Source organism: Nocardia terpenica (assembly GCF_013186535.1).
Taxonomy (GTDB): domain Bacteria; phylum Actinomycetota; class Actinomycetes; order Mycobacteriales; family Mycobacteriaceae; genus Nocardia; species Nocardia terpenica.
In genome coordinates this window covers 364,009-377,616 of the sequence record NZ_JABMCZ010000004.1, presented here as the reverse complement: position 1 = coordinate 377,616, position 13,608 = coordinate 364,009, and the positions used below count along the sequence as shown (strand labels likewise).

The 13,608-nt window shown below is 71.9% G+C and carries 14 protein-coding genes; 3 read left to right on the top strand and 11 right to left on the bottom strand.

Annotated elements, in window-relative coordinates; genetic code table 11:
• The first annotated feature begins 43 nt into the window (after positions 1-43).
• A complete protein-coding gene (locus tag HPY32_RS34495) occupies positions 44-589 on the top strand; it encodes a PadR family transcriptional regulator (RefSeq protein ID WP_156674527.1) in 546 nt (181 codons plus the stop codon).
• On the opposite strand, the gene HPY32_RS34490 is transcribed toward HPY32_RS34495, so the two are convergent.
• The 4 genes from HPY32_RS34490 to dprE2 all read right to left on the bottom strand — a co-directional run bounded on the left by HPY32_RS34490 (position 580) and on the right by dprE2 (position 3,989).
• Positions 580-1,311, bottom strand: a complete 732-nt coding sequence (locus HPY32_RS34490; protein ID WP_444939663.1) for a cobalt-precorrin-6A reductase — start codon at positions 1,309-1,311, stop codon at positions 580-582. The two genes, HPY32_RS34495 and HPY32_RS34490, sit on opposite strands and share 10 nt — an antisense overlap.
• A 2-nt stretch (positions 1,312-1,313) precedes the next feature.
• The gene (locus HPY32_RS34485; protein ID WP_067589495.1) at positions 1,314-1,922 is read right to left on the bottom strand and encodes a DUF8020 domain-containing protein; all 609 of its coding nucleotides are present in this window, start codon (positions 1,920-1,922) and stop codon (positions 1,314-1,316) included.
• Positions 1,923-1,992: 70 nt separating this feature from the next.
• Positions 1,993-3,228, bottom strand: coding sequence for a bifunctional cobalt-precorrin-7 (C(5))-methyltransferase/cobalt-precorrin-6B (C(15))-methyltransferase (locus HPY32_RS34480; protein WP_067589498.1), 1,236 nt, complete (start codon positions 3,226-3,228; stop codon positions 1,993-1,995).
• On the bottom strand, positions 3,228-3,989 hold the full coding sequence (dprE2, locus tag HPY32_RS34475; RefSeq protein ID WP_067589501.1) for a decaprenylphospho-beta-D-erythro-pentofuranosid-2-ulose 2-reductase: 762 nt from the start codon (positions 3,987-3,989) through the stop codon (positions 3,228-3,230). The genes HPY32_RS34480 and dprE2 overlap by 1 nt, the downstream gene beginning before the upstream one ends.
• Before the next feature lie 44 nt (positions 3,990-4,033).
• On the opposite strand from dprE2, the gene HPY32_RS34470 reads away from it, so the two are divergent.
• Positions 4,034-4,441, top strand: a complete 408-nt coding sequence (locus HPY32_RS34470; RefSeq protein ID WP_067589504.1) for a PPOX class F420-dependent oxidoreductase — start codon at positions 4,034-4,036, stop codon at positions 4,439-4,441.
• Between the two features lie 12 nt (positions 4,442-4,453).
• On the opposite strand, the gene HPY32_RS34465 is transcribed toward HPY32_RS34470, so the two are convergent.
• Positions 4,454-5,581 (bottom strand): M24 family metallopeptidase, encoded by a 1,128-nt coding sequence (locus HPY32_RS34465; RefSeq protein ID WP_067589507.1) that lies wholly within the window; start codon positions 5,579-5,581, stop codon positions 4,454-4,456.
• Positions 5,582-5,747: 166 nt separating this feature from the next.
• Here HPY32_RS34465 and HPY32_RS34460 point away from each other — a divergent pair, with 166 nt between their 5' ends.
• Entirely contained in the window at positions 5,748-6,713 is a 966-nt protein-coding gene (locus HPY32_RS34460; RefSeq protein ID WP_067589510.1) for a 5'-3' exonuclease, read from the top strand.
• 4 nt (positions 6,714-6,717) lie between these two features.
• Here the strand turns inward: HPY32_RS34460 and HPY32_RS34455 are convergent, their stop codons facing one another.
• The 6 genes from HPY32_RS34455 to HPY32_RS34430 all read right to left on the bottom strand — a co-directional run bounded on the left by HPY32_RS34455 (position 6,718) and on the right by HPY32_RS34430 (position 13,576).
• Positions 6,718-7,395 (bottom strand): DUF4333 domain-containing protein, encoded by a 678-nt coding sequence (locus HPY32_RS34455; protein ID WP_067589513.1) that lies wholly within the window; start codon positions 7,393-7,395, stop codon positions 6,718-6,720.
• A 64-nt stretch (positions 7,396-7,459) separates the two neighbouring features.
• Positions 7,460-10,162, bottom strand: coding sequence for a DEAD/DEAH box helicase (locus tag HPY32_RS34450; RefSeq protein ID WP_067595937.1), 2,703 nt, complete (start codon positions 10,160-10,162; stop codon positions 7,460-7,462).
• Positions 10,159-11,151: a twin-arginine translocase subunit TatC gene (tatC, locus tag HPY32_RS34445; protein ID WP_067589516.1), complete on the bottom strand. Its 993-nt coding sequence runs from the start codon at positions 11,149-11,151 to the stop codon at positions 10,159-10,161. Before tatC ends, HPY32_RS34450 begins: the two co-directional genes overlap by 4 nt.
• 94 nt (positions 11,152-11,245) lie before the next feature.
• Entirely contained in the window at positions 11,246-11,503 is a 258-nt protein-coding gene (gene tatA / locus HPY32_RS34440) for a Sec-independent protein translocase subunit TatA (protein ID WP_067589519.1), read from the bottom strand.
• 64 nt (positions 11,504-11,567) lie between these two features.
• Positions 11,568-12,614 carry a 2-dehydropantoate 2-reductase gene (locus HPY32_RS34435; RefSeq protein WP_067589522.1) on the bottom strand — a complete coding sequence of 349 codons (1,047 nt, stop codon included), beginning with the start codon at positions 12,612-12,614 and terminating at the stop codon, positions 11,568-11,570.
• Complete coding sequence (locus HPY32_RS34430; RefSeq protein ID WP_067589525.1) at positions 12,611-13,576, bottom strand: helix-turn-helix transcriptional regulator; 966 nt, start codon at positions 13,574-13,576, stop codon at positions 12,611-12,613. Before HPY32_RS34430 ends, HPY32_RS34435 begins: the two co-directional genes overlap by 4 nt.
• Between the last annotated feature and the right edge of the window lie 32 nt (positions 13,577-13,608).

Sequence of the window (13,608 nt, the reverse complement as noted above, 5' to 3'; positions counted from 1 at the left end):
AATATTCCACTGTGGAGCTTTGAGGTGGGAAAGGGGTTGTGTGGTGACCGAAACCGAGTCGAAGCGGGGGCTCAATTCGACGGCGGCGTCGCTGCTGGGCTTCCTGCACGAGGGGCCGATGTCGGGCTGGGACCTGGTGAATCTGGCGCAGGAGCGCATCGGCGACTTCTGGACGATCACGCAGAGCCAGGTCTATCGGGAGCTGGCCGCGATGGACCGCGCGGGCCTGGTGCGCAAGGGGCAGCGGGGGGCGCGGGAGCGCACGCCGTACCACCTCACCGAGGCGGGCCGGGAGGAGTTCGCGGAGTGGATCGTCCGCGACCCCGGACCCGAGACCATCCGGGTGCCGCTGCTGCTCACGCTCTCGTTCGGGGAATTCGTCGAGCCCGCTCGGCTCGATCGGATCATCGCCGCCAATCGGCGGGTCCACGAGCAGCGGCTGGCGGAGTATCTCAGCGAGGAGGGCACGCCGATGTCCCGGTGCGAGCAGGCCACCCTGGATTTCGGGATCGGCTACGAGCGGGCCGTGCTGTCGTGGTTCGACCGGCTACCGGCGATGCTGGGGCGCAACGGCTCCGGTCACGCCTGAGCCCGTAGCCATTCCTGTGCCGCCGCAACGGTTTCCACGCCGCTCGCGGCATTCGGAAGCGGCGGGCGGTCGATCATCACCACGGGAATGTCGCGGGCCCGGGCGGCGGTGAGTTTCGCGGCGGTGAGCTCGCCGCCGCTGTCCTTGGTGACGAGCACGTCGATGGCGTGCTCGGCCAGCAACCGGATCTCGGCGTCGACGTCGAAAGGCCCACGGGCCAGCAGGATTTCGTGGATGGGCGGCAGCGGCCCGGTGGGCGGATCGATGGCCCGGATCAGGAAGCGGTAGCCGCTCAGGTGGGCGAAGGCGCCGACGCCCTGGCGGCCGATGGTGAGGAAGACCCGATCGCCCAGTCCCGCAACGGTTTCGGCGGCCGACGCGAGGTCGGGGACGCGCACCCACCGGTCCCCCGGCCGCTCGCGCCAGCCCGGACGCCGCAGGTGCAGCAGCGGCACGCCCGCCTGCGCCGCGGCCGCGGCGGCGTGCGCCGACATGGTTCCGGCGAAGGGGTGCGTCGCGTCCACGACGGCGTCGATCGCCTTGTCCGCGAGCCACTTCCGCAGGCCCGCGATGCCGCCGAAGCCGCCCACCCGGACCTGTCCCGCGGGCAGCACGGGGTCGCGGACGCGACCGGCGAGCGAGGAGACGATCCGCCATCCCCGCTCGCCGGTGGTCGCGTCGGCGAGCTCCCGGGCCTCCCGGGTGCCGCCGAGAATCAGGATGTTCAGGGCTGCCCGCCGAAGTAGGCGGCGCCCGCGTCCAGCAGCGGTCGGCCACCGGCGACGAGCAGACCGACGACCGCGCCGATCGCCGCGCCCGGGATCACCGGGAAGATGCCCAGGACCAGGCCGATCAGGCCGCCGATGACCGCGCCCACGGCCGCGCCCAGCGAGGCCCGCTGCAGCTCGTCGAAGAACCACTGCTGCGAGGAGATGTCCTTGGCGCTCACCGTGGCGGCCTTCGGGGTCAGGGTCAGCGTGCTGCCGTCGGCGGCGATCGCGGCGGCGATGCCCACCGTCTTGCCGTCGGCGGCCTGCGCGGTCAGCGGCACCCGGGTGACGACGTTCCCGGCGGCGTCGGTGAGCGCCACCGCGGAGCCGTCGGCGGCGAGGCCGAACCTGCCGCCGGTGACCGTGGTGACCACCGACTTTCCGGCGTCGGCCAGCCGGGCGGTGTAGGACACGCCGTGGTCTTCGCCGTGCACCGAGGGCGCGGGCTGCGCCTGCACCTGACCGGCGGCCGGGGCGGCGGGGTCGGCGTAGGCGGTGCCCGCGGTGATGCCGGTCGCGGCGGCGGCGAGCACGGCGGTGGCGGCGAACTTGGTGAATCTCATCTGTCTCCCCATCGGGTCGAACGCTCCGATAACGATCGGATTACGGGGATCGACGATACCCGCTCGTGTTTCAGACACGCTTCGACACCGACCATTGGGTGACCGGCAGGTGCGGACGCCAGGCGGTGAAGGTACCGAGCGGTTCGGCCCGATAGATCTGGAACTTGCGCAGCCGCCCGCCATGGGTGGCGGCCCAGCGCACCAGCAGCGCCTCCGATTCCGCGGTGACCGCGTCGGCCACCAGCCGACCGCCCGATCGCAGTCGCGCCCAACAGGTTTCGAATACGCCGGGCTGGGTGAGCCCGCCGCCCAGGAAGATCGCATCGGGGCCGGGGAGATCGCCGTCGCGCAGTGCGGCCAGCACCTCGCCGCGCACCTCGATGCCCGGCACCCCCAAGGCCGTTGCGTTGACGGCGATCTGGTGGCGGCGCGGCTCGGATCGTTCGAAACCGACGGCGCGGCAGGACGGATGGGTGCGGCACCATTCGACGGCTATGGTGCCCGAGCCGCCGCCGACATCCCAGAGCAGTTCGCCGGGGGCGGGGGCCAGGGCGGCCAGGGCCAGCGCCCGGATCTCGGCCTTCGTGAGTTGTCCGTCGCCGCCGTACATTTCGTCCGGCAGGCCCGGAAGGCGGGTCAGCCGGGGAGCGTCGGGGTCGGCGATGCAGTCTACGGCGACGATGTTGAGTGGGTCACCCGGCGGCTCGGTCCACGTCGCCGCCGTTGCGGTGACGATTCGTTCGGACGGGCCGCCGAGCTGTTCCAGCACCGTCACTGTGGAGGCGGCGAAGCCATTGTGCGCCAATAACTCCGCCACCTGCGCGGGGGTGCGCTGATCGGCGCTGAGCACCAGCACCCGCCGCCCGTCGGCCAGCTCCGGCAATACCGTCTGCACGGGCCGCCCGACCGCACTCACCACCGGAATCTCCGCGAGCGCCCACCCCAGCCGCGCACACGCCAGCGACGCCGACGACGGCTGCGGCAGCACCCGCAGCGCGGCCGCGCCCACCAGCTTCGCCAGCGTCACCCCGATCCCGTAGAACATGGGGTCTCCGCTGGCCAGCACACAGATGCGCGAACCATCATGTGCCGCAAGCAATTCCGGTAGCGCGGGCACCAGGGGCGACGGCCAGGCCCGCCGCTGCCCCCCGATTCCCTCCGGCACCAGCGCCAACTGCCGCGCCGACCCGAACACCACATCGGCCTCGGCCACCGCCGCGCGCCCGGCGGCCGCCAGACCTTCCCATCCGTCCGCGCCGATCCCGACCACCGCGATCGGCCGCCGCACGGGCCAGGAAGCGGGCATCACCGCGGCAGGCGGCGCCAGATGGCCTGGGGCAGTAGGCGCATGACCGCGGCGACCGGGCCGAGGACGGCGGGGACCCAGACCCTGCGGGAGCGGCGGTGCAGGGAGGTGACGACGGCGTCGGCCACCTGGGCGGGGGTGCTGGAGAACGGGGCGGGCGCCATGCCCTCGGTCATGCGGCCGATCACGAAGCCGGGGCGGACCAGCAGCAGGTGAACTCCGCTGCCGTGCAAGGCATCCGACAGGCCCGTGGCGAAACCGTCGAGACCGGCCTTGGCCGAGCCGTACACATAGTTGGCGCGGCGCACCCGGGCCCCGGCGATCGAGCCGAAGACGACCAGCTGGCCGCCGCCCTGGGCGCGCAGCAGGTTCGCCAGCACGGTCAGGACGCTGATCTGGGCCACGTAGTCGGTGTGCGCGACCGCCACCGCGGCGGCCGGATCGCGTTCGGCGCGCGCCTGATCGCCGAGGACGCCGAAGGCCACCACCGCCACGCCGAGGCGGCCGTGCTCGGCGGTCAGCTTCTCCAGCAGCGGCTGGTGGCTCGCCAGATCGTCGGCATCGAATTCGACGGTGTGCACGGCCGTCGCCCCGGCGTCGGTGAGCCGCCGCCGTTCCGCGGACAGGTCGCCGCTGCGGCGGGCGGCCAGGATCACCGTGCGGCCGGGCGCCACCCGCTCCGCGATCTCCAGGCCCATCTCGCTCCGGCCACCCAGCAGCAGGATCGCACCCTCGTCCACGTCGCGCGCTCGCACACCCATGGCCCATAGTTTGCCACCGGCCCCGATCGGTTAGCGTCGCGGCTATGCCGAGCACCGACACCCGGATCGAACTACCGCCCGCCGCCCTCGACTTCGTCACCGAGCGGCACCTGGCCACGCTGACGACGCTGCGCGCCGACGGCACCCCGCACGTGGTCGCGGTCGGCTTCACCTGGGACCCCGAGTCCGGCATCGCCCGCGTCATCACCTCCGCGCACATGGCCAAGACCCGCAATGCCGACCGCCGCGGCTATGCCGCCCTCAGCCAGGTCGACGGCCGCCGCTGGCTCACCCTCGAGGGCCCCGCCCGGGTCCTCACCGACCCCGCCGCCGTCACCGACGCCGAACACCGCTACACCCAGCGCTACCGCACCCCCCGCGAAAACCCCCACCGCGTGGTCATCGCCATCCACGCCACCCGCCTGCTCACCAGCAAGACCCTGCGCGCCTGACGGCCGCAATGGTCAGAGGACGGTCAGGCCGTGCGGGCGGTGGTTCATCGGTTCGCAGCCGTCCTCGGTGACCACCACGATGTCCTCGATGCGGGCGCCCCATTCGCCGCGGAAGTAGATGCCGGGCTCGATGCTGAAGGCCATCCCGGCCTCGAGCACGATGTCGTTGCCGGTCATGATGTAGGGCTCCTCGTGCACCGACAGGCCGATGCCGTGGCCGGTGCGGTGGATGAACACATCCCCGAAACCGGCCTGTGTCAACGGGTTTCGGGCGGCGGCGTCGACCGCCTCGGCCGTCACGCCGGGGCGCACCGCGGCGACGGCGGCGGCCTGGGCGCGCTCGAGGGCGGCCACCCGCTCCGCGATCTCCGGCGCGGGCTCGCCCAGCACGTAGGTGCGGGTGGAGTCGGAGTAGTAGCCGGGCTCCACCGGGCCACCGATGTCTACGACCACCACATCGCCGGCCTCGATGCGGCGATCGGACACCTCGTGATGCGGGTCCGCGCCGTTGGGACCGCTGCCGACGATCACGAACGCCGCCTCGGTGTGCCCCTCCTCGACAATGGCGGCGGAGATGTCGGCCGCCACCTCGGCCTCGGTGCGGCCGGGCCGCAGCCACTCGCCGACCCGGGCGTGCACCCGGTCGATCGCCGCCCCGGCCCGGCGCAGCGCCTCGATCTCGCTGGCGTCCTTGAGCATTCGCAGCTGCCGCAGCACCGGCGTGGCCGCCACCGGCAGCGCGGCCAGCACGTCCGCGATCGGCAGCAGGTGCAGGGCGGGCATGGCGTCGTCCACCGCCACCCGCGCGCCCACATTGAGCGCCGACTTCAGCACGCCGTAGGGATCGACGCCGTCGGTCCACTCCAGCAGGCGCAGGCCGAGTTCGGCGGCCGCGGACCCCTCCAGCGACGCCAGTTCCAGCTTCGGTATGACCACCGACGGCGTCTCGCCGCTGGCCGGAACCACCAGGCAGGTGAGCCGTTCGAAGGACTGGGCACGGGAACCGATCAGATACCGCAGATCCGGCCCCGGCGAAATCAGCAGCGCGTCCAGGCGAGCCGCGCGCGCCAGCTCGGCCGCCCGCTCCAACCGCTTCCCGTAGACCTCCGCCGCGAACCGCGACTCCGTATGCGAACTCATGTTTCCCGACATTACGCTGTCCCCCACCGCCCTCGAGCCCACTCCGCCCGCCCGATATGACCACCTTTGTGGTAGGAGTGCACAACTCGCCCGCGAGACATGGACGACCTCGAACTCGGCTCGCGCCCTGCCGCATCCGGTCACCCCTATGGGTTAGCGTGCAGCCATGAGTTCCCCCGTCTCCGGCCCGCTGCTGCTACTCGACGGAGCCAGCCTGTGGTTCCGCGCCTTTCACGCGATCCCGGAGAAGATCACCGCGCCCGACGGTCGCCCGGTGAACGCGGTGCGCGGCTTCACCGACATGGTGGCGGCCCTGATCACCCGGCACGCCCCGAGCCGGCTCGTGGTGTGCCTGGATCTGGAGTGGCGGCCGCCGTTCCGGGTGGCGCTGGTGCCCTCGTACAAGGCGCACCGGCTCGACGACTCCGCCGACGCGGCGCCGGGCGCCGAGCAGGTGCCCGACACGCTGACCCCGCAGGTCGACATGATCATGGAGGTGCTGGCCGCGGCGGGCATCGCGACCGCGGGCGCCGAGGGACTGGAGGCCGACGACGTGATCGGCACGCTCGCCCACCGCGAACGCACCGACCCGGTGGTCGTGGTCAGCGGCGACCGCGACCTGCTGCAGGTGGTGCGCGACGAGCCCGCCCCGCCGGTGCGGGTGTTCTACGCGGGCCGCGGCCTGGCCAAGGCCGAACTGTTCGGCCCGGCCGAGGTGGCCGCGAAATACGGTGTGCCGCAAGTGAATGCGGGCCCCGGCTACGCGGATATGGCGACCCTGCGCGGCGACGCCTCCGACGGCCTGCCCGGCGTGCCCGGAATCGGCGACAAGTCCGCCGCCCAGCTCATCTCCCGTTTCGGCAGCCTGGACGCCCTGCGCGCCGCCGTCGCCGACCCGGCCTCCGACCTGGCCCGCGGCGTCCGCGCCAAACTCGTTGCGGCCGAGGAGTATCTGACGGCCGCGGCCCCGGTCGTGCGCGTGGTCACCGACGCCGAGGTGCACCTGTCCGGCCCCGACATCCTGCCCGCCGCGCCCGCCGATCCCGATCGGCTGCGCGCCCTGGCCGCCGCCTACAACGCCGAGAGCCCGGTGCAGCGCCTGATCACCGCGCTGGCGGCCCGCTCGGCCTGATCGCTCAGCTGGGGCGGCCGACCTCGTAGGTGCCGTCGTCCTTGGTGACCTTCACGGTGACCGACTTCTGCTCGCCGCCGACCTTGAGGCTGCAGCTGAAGGAGTTGCCGACCTTGACGTCCTTGCCCGACGGGCAGTTCACATCGGAGACGTCGTCGATGCCGTAGGAATCCTTCAGCACCTTCTGCACCCCGCCCTGCACGGCCTTGTTGTCGAGGGTGTCGCCGCCGAGGAAGACGAACGCCAGCACCACGCCGACGACGATCACGACCGCCGCGCCCGCGCCCGCGAACAGCAGTCCCCGCTTCGGCTTCTTGGCCTTGGTCTGTAGCCGACCCCACTGATCCTGGGGCGGTTGCTGCGGCTGCTGACCCCATTGTTGTTGCGGCGGCGGCTGTTGCGTCCACTGCTGCTGGGTCGAGTCCCACGGCTGCGACGGCTGCTGCTGCGGCCAGGACGGCTGGCTCTGCTGACCCCACTGCGGCTGCTGCTGCGGCTGCCCCCACGGCTGCTGCGGTTGCTGGCCCCACTGCGGTTGCGACTGGCCCCACGGCTGCTGGCCGCCGGGCTGGGCCCACTGCTGCGGTGCGGGAGTGGGCTGTCCGGTCCACTGCTGAGTCGGATCGTTGCTGCGTCCCTCCCCTGGACCAGGGGTCTCGTTCGGTCCGTACGGCCCGCTCATCTGCCTGCCCTCCACTCGCACTCGTCGTACACTCGCCGTCCGCATCCAATCACAGTCGATCGCGCTACGCGGCGTCCACCGCGACGACACCCCGCCGGATGGCCCGCACCGCCTTGGCCGCGGTCGAGGCCACCTCGGGATCGTCGGCGGTGCTGTGGATCTGGTCGAGCAGGTCGATCACCTGCCGGCACCAGCGCACGAAATCGCCTGCCGACAGCGGGTTTCCCTGATCCCCGCTGGCCAGCAGCGATTCGGCCAGGCCGTCGCCGCGCGCCCACTTGTGGATGCCGGTGACGAAGCCGAGATCGGGTTCGCGGGTGGGCGGCAGCTTGTGCTTGGCCTCGTCGGTGCGCAGCGCGCTCCACACGCCGATGGTGCCGCCGACGGCCCGCCGGATCGGCGCGGTCGGCCCGGCCGGGCCCAGGTAGCCACCGGTCTCCTGCCGCGACTCGTACACCAGGATCGACACCACCGCCGCCAGCTCGGCCGCGCCCAGCCCGCGCCACAGTCCCTGCCGAAGGCATTCGGCCACAACGAGATCCGCCTCGGTGTAGATGCGGGCCAGGCGCCTGCCGTCGGCGGTCACCTCGCCCTCGTCCACGTAGCCGCGCTCGGCCAGCAGCGCGACGATCCGGTCGAAGGTGCGGGCCAGCGAGTTGGTCGTGGCCGCCACCTTCTCCCGCATGGCGTCGGTCTCGCGCAGCAGCCGGTGATACCGCTCGCCCAGGCGCGCGAGCTGTTCCCGGTCGGGCCGGGTGTGCGCCGGATGCGCGCGCATCGCCCGCCGCAGCGAGGAGAGCTCGTGATCGTCGGCGGCCCGCGCCCGCGCACCGCGCCGCTGCCGACCCGGCGCGGTGATTCCCGTGCTGCGCAGGGCCGAGGCCAGATCGCGGCGGATCCGGGCGGTGCGATGGTCGACGTGGCGCGGCAGCCGCATCCGGCCCAGCGGCTGGGCCGGGGTCGGGAAGTCGGCGACCGAGACCCGGCCCGCCCACTTGTCCTCGGTGAGCACCAGCGGGCGCGGATCCCCCGGCGTCGCATCGGGTTCCAGGATCACCGCGAGCCCCTGGCGGCGGCCGCTCGGGATCGCCACCACGTCGCCGCGGCGCAGCGAGGTCAGCGCCGCCACCGCCGCGCCCCGCCGATCGGCGCGGCCCTGCCGCTCCAGATCCCGTTCGCGCTGTTTGATGCGTTCGCGCAGCGACAGATACTCGAGGAAGCTGTCGTCGCCGAACTGGGACCGCAACTTGCGCAGCTGCCCCTCGTTGCGTTCGATGCCGCGCACCAGGCCGACCACCGAGCGGTCGGCCTGGAACTGCGCGAACGACCGCTCCAGCAGCTCCCGCGACTGCGCCGCGCCCATCCGATCGATCAGGTTGATCGACATGTTGTAGCCGGGCCGAAACGAGCTGCGCAGCGGGTAGGTGCGGGTGGAGGCCAGGCCCGCGACCGCGCTGGTGTCGACATCGGGATGCCACACCACCACCGCGTGCCCCTCGATATCGATGCCGCGCCGCCCCGCCCGCCCGGTCAGCTGGGTGTACTCCCCCGGCGTGAGCTCGGCGTGCGTCTCGCCGTTGAACTTCACCAGCCGCTCCAGCACCACCGTGCGGGCGGGCATATTGATGCCCAAAGCCAGTGTCTCCGTGGCGAATACGGCCCGCACCAGGCCGCGCACGAACAGCTCCTCCACGGTGTGCCGGAAGGCGGGCAGCATACCGGCGTGGTGGGCGGCCAGGCCGCGGTGCAGCGCCTCGCGCCACTCCCAGTAGCCCAGCACCTCCAGATCCGCGCGCGGCAGATCGCCGGTGTGCTTGGCGATGATCTCCTCGACCTCGTCGAAATCCTCGGCGCGGCTCAGGTCCAGCCGCGACCGCAGGCACTGCGCGAGCGCGCCGTCGCAGCCCGCGCGGCTGAAGATGAACGTGATCGCGGGCAGCAGCGCCTCGGCGTCGAGCAGGGCCAGCAGTTCCGGCCGCGGCAGCGAGCGGAAGTCGCGCCGCGACCCGCCCCGGTGGTGGCGCGGGCCGCCCCAGCCGTTCATCCGGTCGGCGGCCTCGCGCTGTTTGATGTACTGCACCAGATCCCGGTCCACGAGCACCTTCTGCTCGTCGGACTTCGGGTCGAACAGGTCGAACAGCCGGCGGCCGACCATGACGTGCTGCCACAGCGGCACCGGCCGGGTCTCGTCGACGACGACCGCGGTGTCGCCGCGCACGGTCTCCATCCAGGCGCCGAACTCCTCGGCATTGCTGACCGTCGCCGACAGGCTGACCAGCCGCACCTCCTCGGGCAGGTGCAGGATGACCTCCTCCCACACCGCGCCCCGGAACCGGTCGGCCAGGTAGTGCACCTCGTCCATGACGACGTAGGAAAGCCCTTGCAGCGCATCGGAACTCGCGTAGAGCATATTGCGCAGCACCTCGGTCGTCATCACCACCACCGACGCGGTCGGGTTCAGCGACTGGTCGCCGGTGAGCAAACCCACCGCGTCGCGGCCGTAGCGCTCGACGAGGTCGGCGTACTTCTGGTTCGACAGCGCCTTGATGGGCGTGGTGTAGAAGCACTTACCCCCGGCGGCCAGGGCCAGATGGACCGCGAACTCGCCGACCACGGTCTTGCCCGCGCCGGTGGGCGCGCAGACCAGCACGCTGTGCCCGCTCTCCAGCGCCGCACACGAGCGCCGCTGGAAGGGGTCGAGGGTGAATGTCAGTTCCGCGGTGAATGCCGCGAGTTCGCCAGTCGACGACCGTTGTGCCACCGTCAGAGCGTATCGGAGTAGTCCGACACCGAGCGCGGCGATTTCTGCGGCGCCGGTTGCGTTCCGATCGGCTCGGCCAGCCCGATCGGCTCGGCGGGCGCGACCGGGTCGACCGAGGCGACCCCGCCGGAACCGGTCAGCGGCGATGCCTCGTCGTCGGACAGCGCGTCCCAGTTCTCGCCACGGCGGGCGCGGCGGCGGTCGTTGAGGCGGGCGATCTGCACCGCGACCTCGAACAGCACCGTGAGCGCGCAGGCCAGCGCCAGCATCGAGAACGGGTCCTGCGGGGTGACGATCGCGGCGAACACGAACAATCCGAAGATCATGCCGCGCCGCCACTTCTTCAACCGCTCGTAGCTGAGCACGCCGACCATGTTCAGCCCAACGATCAGCAGCGGCGTCTCGAAACTGACACCGAAGATGATCAGCAGCTTGATGATGAAGCCGAAGTACTGGGTACCGCTGAGCGCCGTGATCTGCACATTGCTGCCGATCCCCAGCAGGAAGCTCAGCGCGTGCGCGATCACCAGATACGCCAGCACCGCGCCGGTGACGAACAGCGCCGTGCCCGAGCTCACGAAGCTGAGCGCGTACTTGCGCTCCTTCGCGTACAGACCCGGAGTAATGAACGCCCACAGCTGATACAGCCACACCGGGCAGGCCAGCACCACGCCCGCGGTCAGGCCCACCTTGAAGCGCAGCATGAACTGCTCGAACGGGGCGGTGGCCAGCAGGCGGCAGGCGCCGTCGGGACCCAGTTGCGCCCGGTGCCCGGCGGGCAGCGAACAGTACGGGCCGCGCAGGAGTTCACCCAGGCTTTCCAGCCCGAAGAACGAATGCGCGTACCACGCGAAACCCAGCGCCGTGGTGATCGCCACCGCCAGCAGCGACTTCAGCAGCCGCGACCGCAGCTCCTGCAGGTGCTCGACCAACGACATGGTGCCGTCGGGATTCGTCCTGCGCCGGCTGCGCCGGGGGTCGAAGGGGATGCGCATGGATGTGACTGCCTCGCTGATCGCCGAGCGCGGAATCTGGACCTGGACACGACAACGCCCGGGACGAGAACCTCATCCCGGGAGCGGCGAACGGCTACGCCTTGTGCAGATCCGGATTCGCCTGCGGGGCCGGCGTGACCTGCTGACCGGCGGACAGCTCCTGGGTGGGGGCCGGTGCCTGTGCGGCGGGCGCGCTCGGGGAGCCCTCGGTGTGCATCTCGCTCATCTCGCTCTTGAAGATGCGCAGCGACCGGCCGAGACCCCGCGCGGCGTCCGGCAGCCGCTTGGCGCCGAACAGCACCAGGACCAGCAACGCAATGATGAGCCAGTGCGTCGGGCCGAATGTACCCATCGATAACCTCCAAAGACTGTGGTATGTCCGATGCTACCGGACCCGGAAAACGCGACCGCGCTCGTCAACGCTCGTTCGCCGGATGTTCAGCCGCACCACTTTTCGCCGATCGCAACTGTGCCAGCAGCTCCGGACCCGACCACCGCCGGGGGTCGCCCTGCTCGGCGGCGGTGACCAATGCCACCAGCCGGGCATTGACCGGGGTCGCCGCCCCGAGCATCCGGCCCAGCTCCACGATTTCGCCGCACAGCCAGGCGATTTCGGTCTTGCGGCCGAGCGCCAGATCGTCGGCCATGGAGCTGCGCGCCATCGGATCGACCGCCAGGACCCGCGCGGCGATCCGGGCGAACAGGGGGTCGGGCAGGGTCAGCATCCGGATCAGCAGCGCGGGCGGCAGCACGGTGAGCCGGGCGGGCCGGATGCGGGCGCGCCGCATGACCGCCAGCGCCTCGGACTGGGCCAGCGCCCAGCAGCGCCGATAGTCCCGGTCGGCCAGTTCCTCGCGCAGCGACCGGCCCGACAGCGCGTTGACCGGGTTGTTCAGGTTGATCAGCAGCTTGGCCCACTGCACCGGCCGCAGGTCCGCCACCCGCTGCAGGTCCAGCCCGGCCCGCGCGAACAGGGGTGCGAACCGGTCCAGCGCGGGATCCTCGGCCACGGCCAGGCCGCCGTCGGTGCCGCGATGGAAGCAGCCGTCGCCGCGGTGGGCGACATTGAACAGCACCATCCCCGCCAGCACCACGCACGTGGGCAGCACCTCGCGGATGGCCGTGTCGTTGCCGATGCCGTTCTGCAGGCTCAGCACCACCGTGCCGGGCGCGACAGTGGCGGCGAGCTGCGCGGCGGCGGCCGCGGTCTGCCCGGACTTCACGCAGACCAGCACCAGGTCGGCCGGGGCCGCGTCGGCCGGGTCCGTCGCGACGTGGAAGGCGGTCGGCGCGACCCGGTCGGCGCCGCCGTCCAGGTCGGTCAGCCGCAGCCCGGCGGCGGTGATCTCGTCGAGCAGGCGCGGGCGGCCCACGAAGGTGACATCCGCGCCCGCCGCCGCCAGTTTGCCGCCCACGAAGATGCCGATGCACCCGGCGCCGAGCACCGTCACGCGAAACGTCAAGCGGGACCGACCTCCTCCGCGTCGTAGGCGGCCAGCGCGGCACTCGACCGCTCGCGCACCGCGGTGACCAGTTCGGCCGGGCCGAGCACGGTCACGCCCGAGCCGAAGCCCAGCAGCAGGCGCGCCATCCAGTCCAGGGTGGCGAAGCGCATGGTCGCCTCCACGCTGCCGTCCGGGTGCACCGCCATCCGGTGCATCGGGTACTGATCCAGCACCCAACCGTAGTCGCCGCGAATTCGCAACCGCGCCAACGGAACCGACGGGTCGTCGGAGAACAGGTCGAGGGCGGCGGACTCGTCGGTGGCGTGGCTGGGCGGGCGGGCCGGTTCGTCGAGCTCGGTCGCCTCCTCGAGGCGGTCGAACCGGAACAGGCGCACGCCCTCGGCCTGCCGGCACCACGCCTGCAGATAGGAATTGTTGTCCACCAGCACGATTCGGATCGGGTCGACCACCCGCTCGGAGACCACGTCGCGGCTGGCCGAGTAGTACACCAGCCGCAGCGCCCGCCCGCGCGCCAGCGCCGACCGCACGGTGGTGACCGCCGGGGCCTCGATCGGCGCCGCCGGGGCCGGGGCCCGCTCGGCGTCGCCGGAGATGGCCGATTCGATCTTGGCCATGGCCGAGTGCGCGGCGGTCGGGTCGACCATGCCGGGCAGGTCGGCGATCGAGCGCAGCGCCACCAGCAGCGCGGTCGCCTCGGTGGAGGTCAGCCGCAGCGGCCGGTCGATGCCCGCGGAGAAGGTGACCTCGATGCTCTCCTCGGAGAAGGACAGGTCGATCAGATCGCCCGGCCCGTACCCGGGCAGGCCGCACATCCACAGCTGGTTGAGGTCGCTCATCAGTTGTTTGGTGGTGACGCCGAGTTCGGCGGCGGCCTCGGCGGCGCTGATGCCGGGATTGGCCTGAAAGTAGGGCACCATGTTCAGCAGCCGGGACAGCCGCGTGGACAACCGGCCACTCACGGTGCCACCTCGCTAGCGCTCGGCAGCACCGC

Excerpts from the sequence above, each read along its gene's own strand:
- HPY32_RS34485 (WP_067589495.1), bottom strand. The coding sequence starts at position 1,922 with ATGAGATTCACCAAGTTCGCCGCCACCGCCGTGCTCGCCGCCGCCGCG.
- HPY32_RS34480 (WP_067589498.1), bottom strand. The coding sequence starts at position 3,228 with ATGCCCGCTTCCTGGCCCGTGCGGCGGCCGATCGCGGTGGTCGGGATC.
- dprE2 (WP_067589501.1), bottom strand. The coding sequence starts at position 3,989 with ATGGGTGTGCGAGCGCGCGACGTGGACGAGGGTGCGATCCTGCTGCTG.
- HPY32_RS34470 (WP_067589504.1), top strand. The coding sequence starts at position 4,034 with ATGCCGAGCACCGACACCCGGATCGAACTACCGCCCGCCGCCCTCGAC.
- HPY32_RS34465 (WP_067589507.1), bottom strand. The coding sequence starts at position 5,581 with ATGAGTTCGCATACGGAGTCGCGGTTCGCGGCGGAGGTCTACGGGAAG.
- HPY32_RS34460 (WP_067589510.1), top strand. The coding sequence starts at position 5,748 with ATGAGTTCCCCCGTCTCCGGCCCGCTGCTGCTACTCGACGGAGCCAGC.
- HPY32_RS34455 (WP_067589513.1), bottom strand. The coding sequence starts at position 7,395 with ATGAGCGGGCCGTACGGACCGAACGAGACCCCTGGTCCAGGGGAGGGA.
- tatC (WP_067589516.1), bottom strand. The coding sequence starts at position 11,151 with ATGCGCATCCCCTTCGACCCCCGGCGCAGCCGGCGCAGGACGAATCCC.
- tatA (WP_067589519.1), bottom strand. The coding sequence starts at position 11,503 with ATGGGTACATTCGGCCCGACGCACTGGCTCATCATTGCGTTGCTGGTC.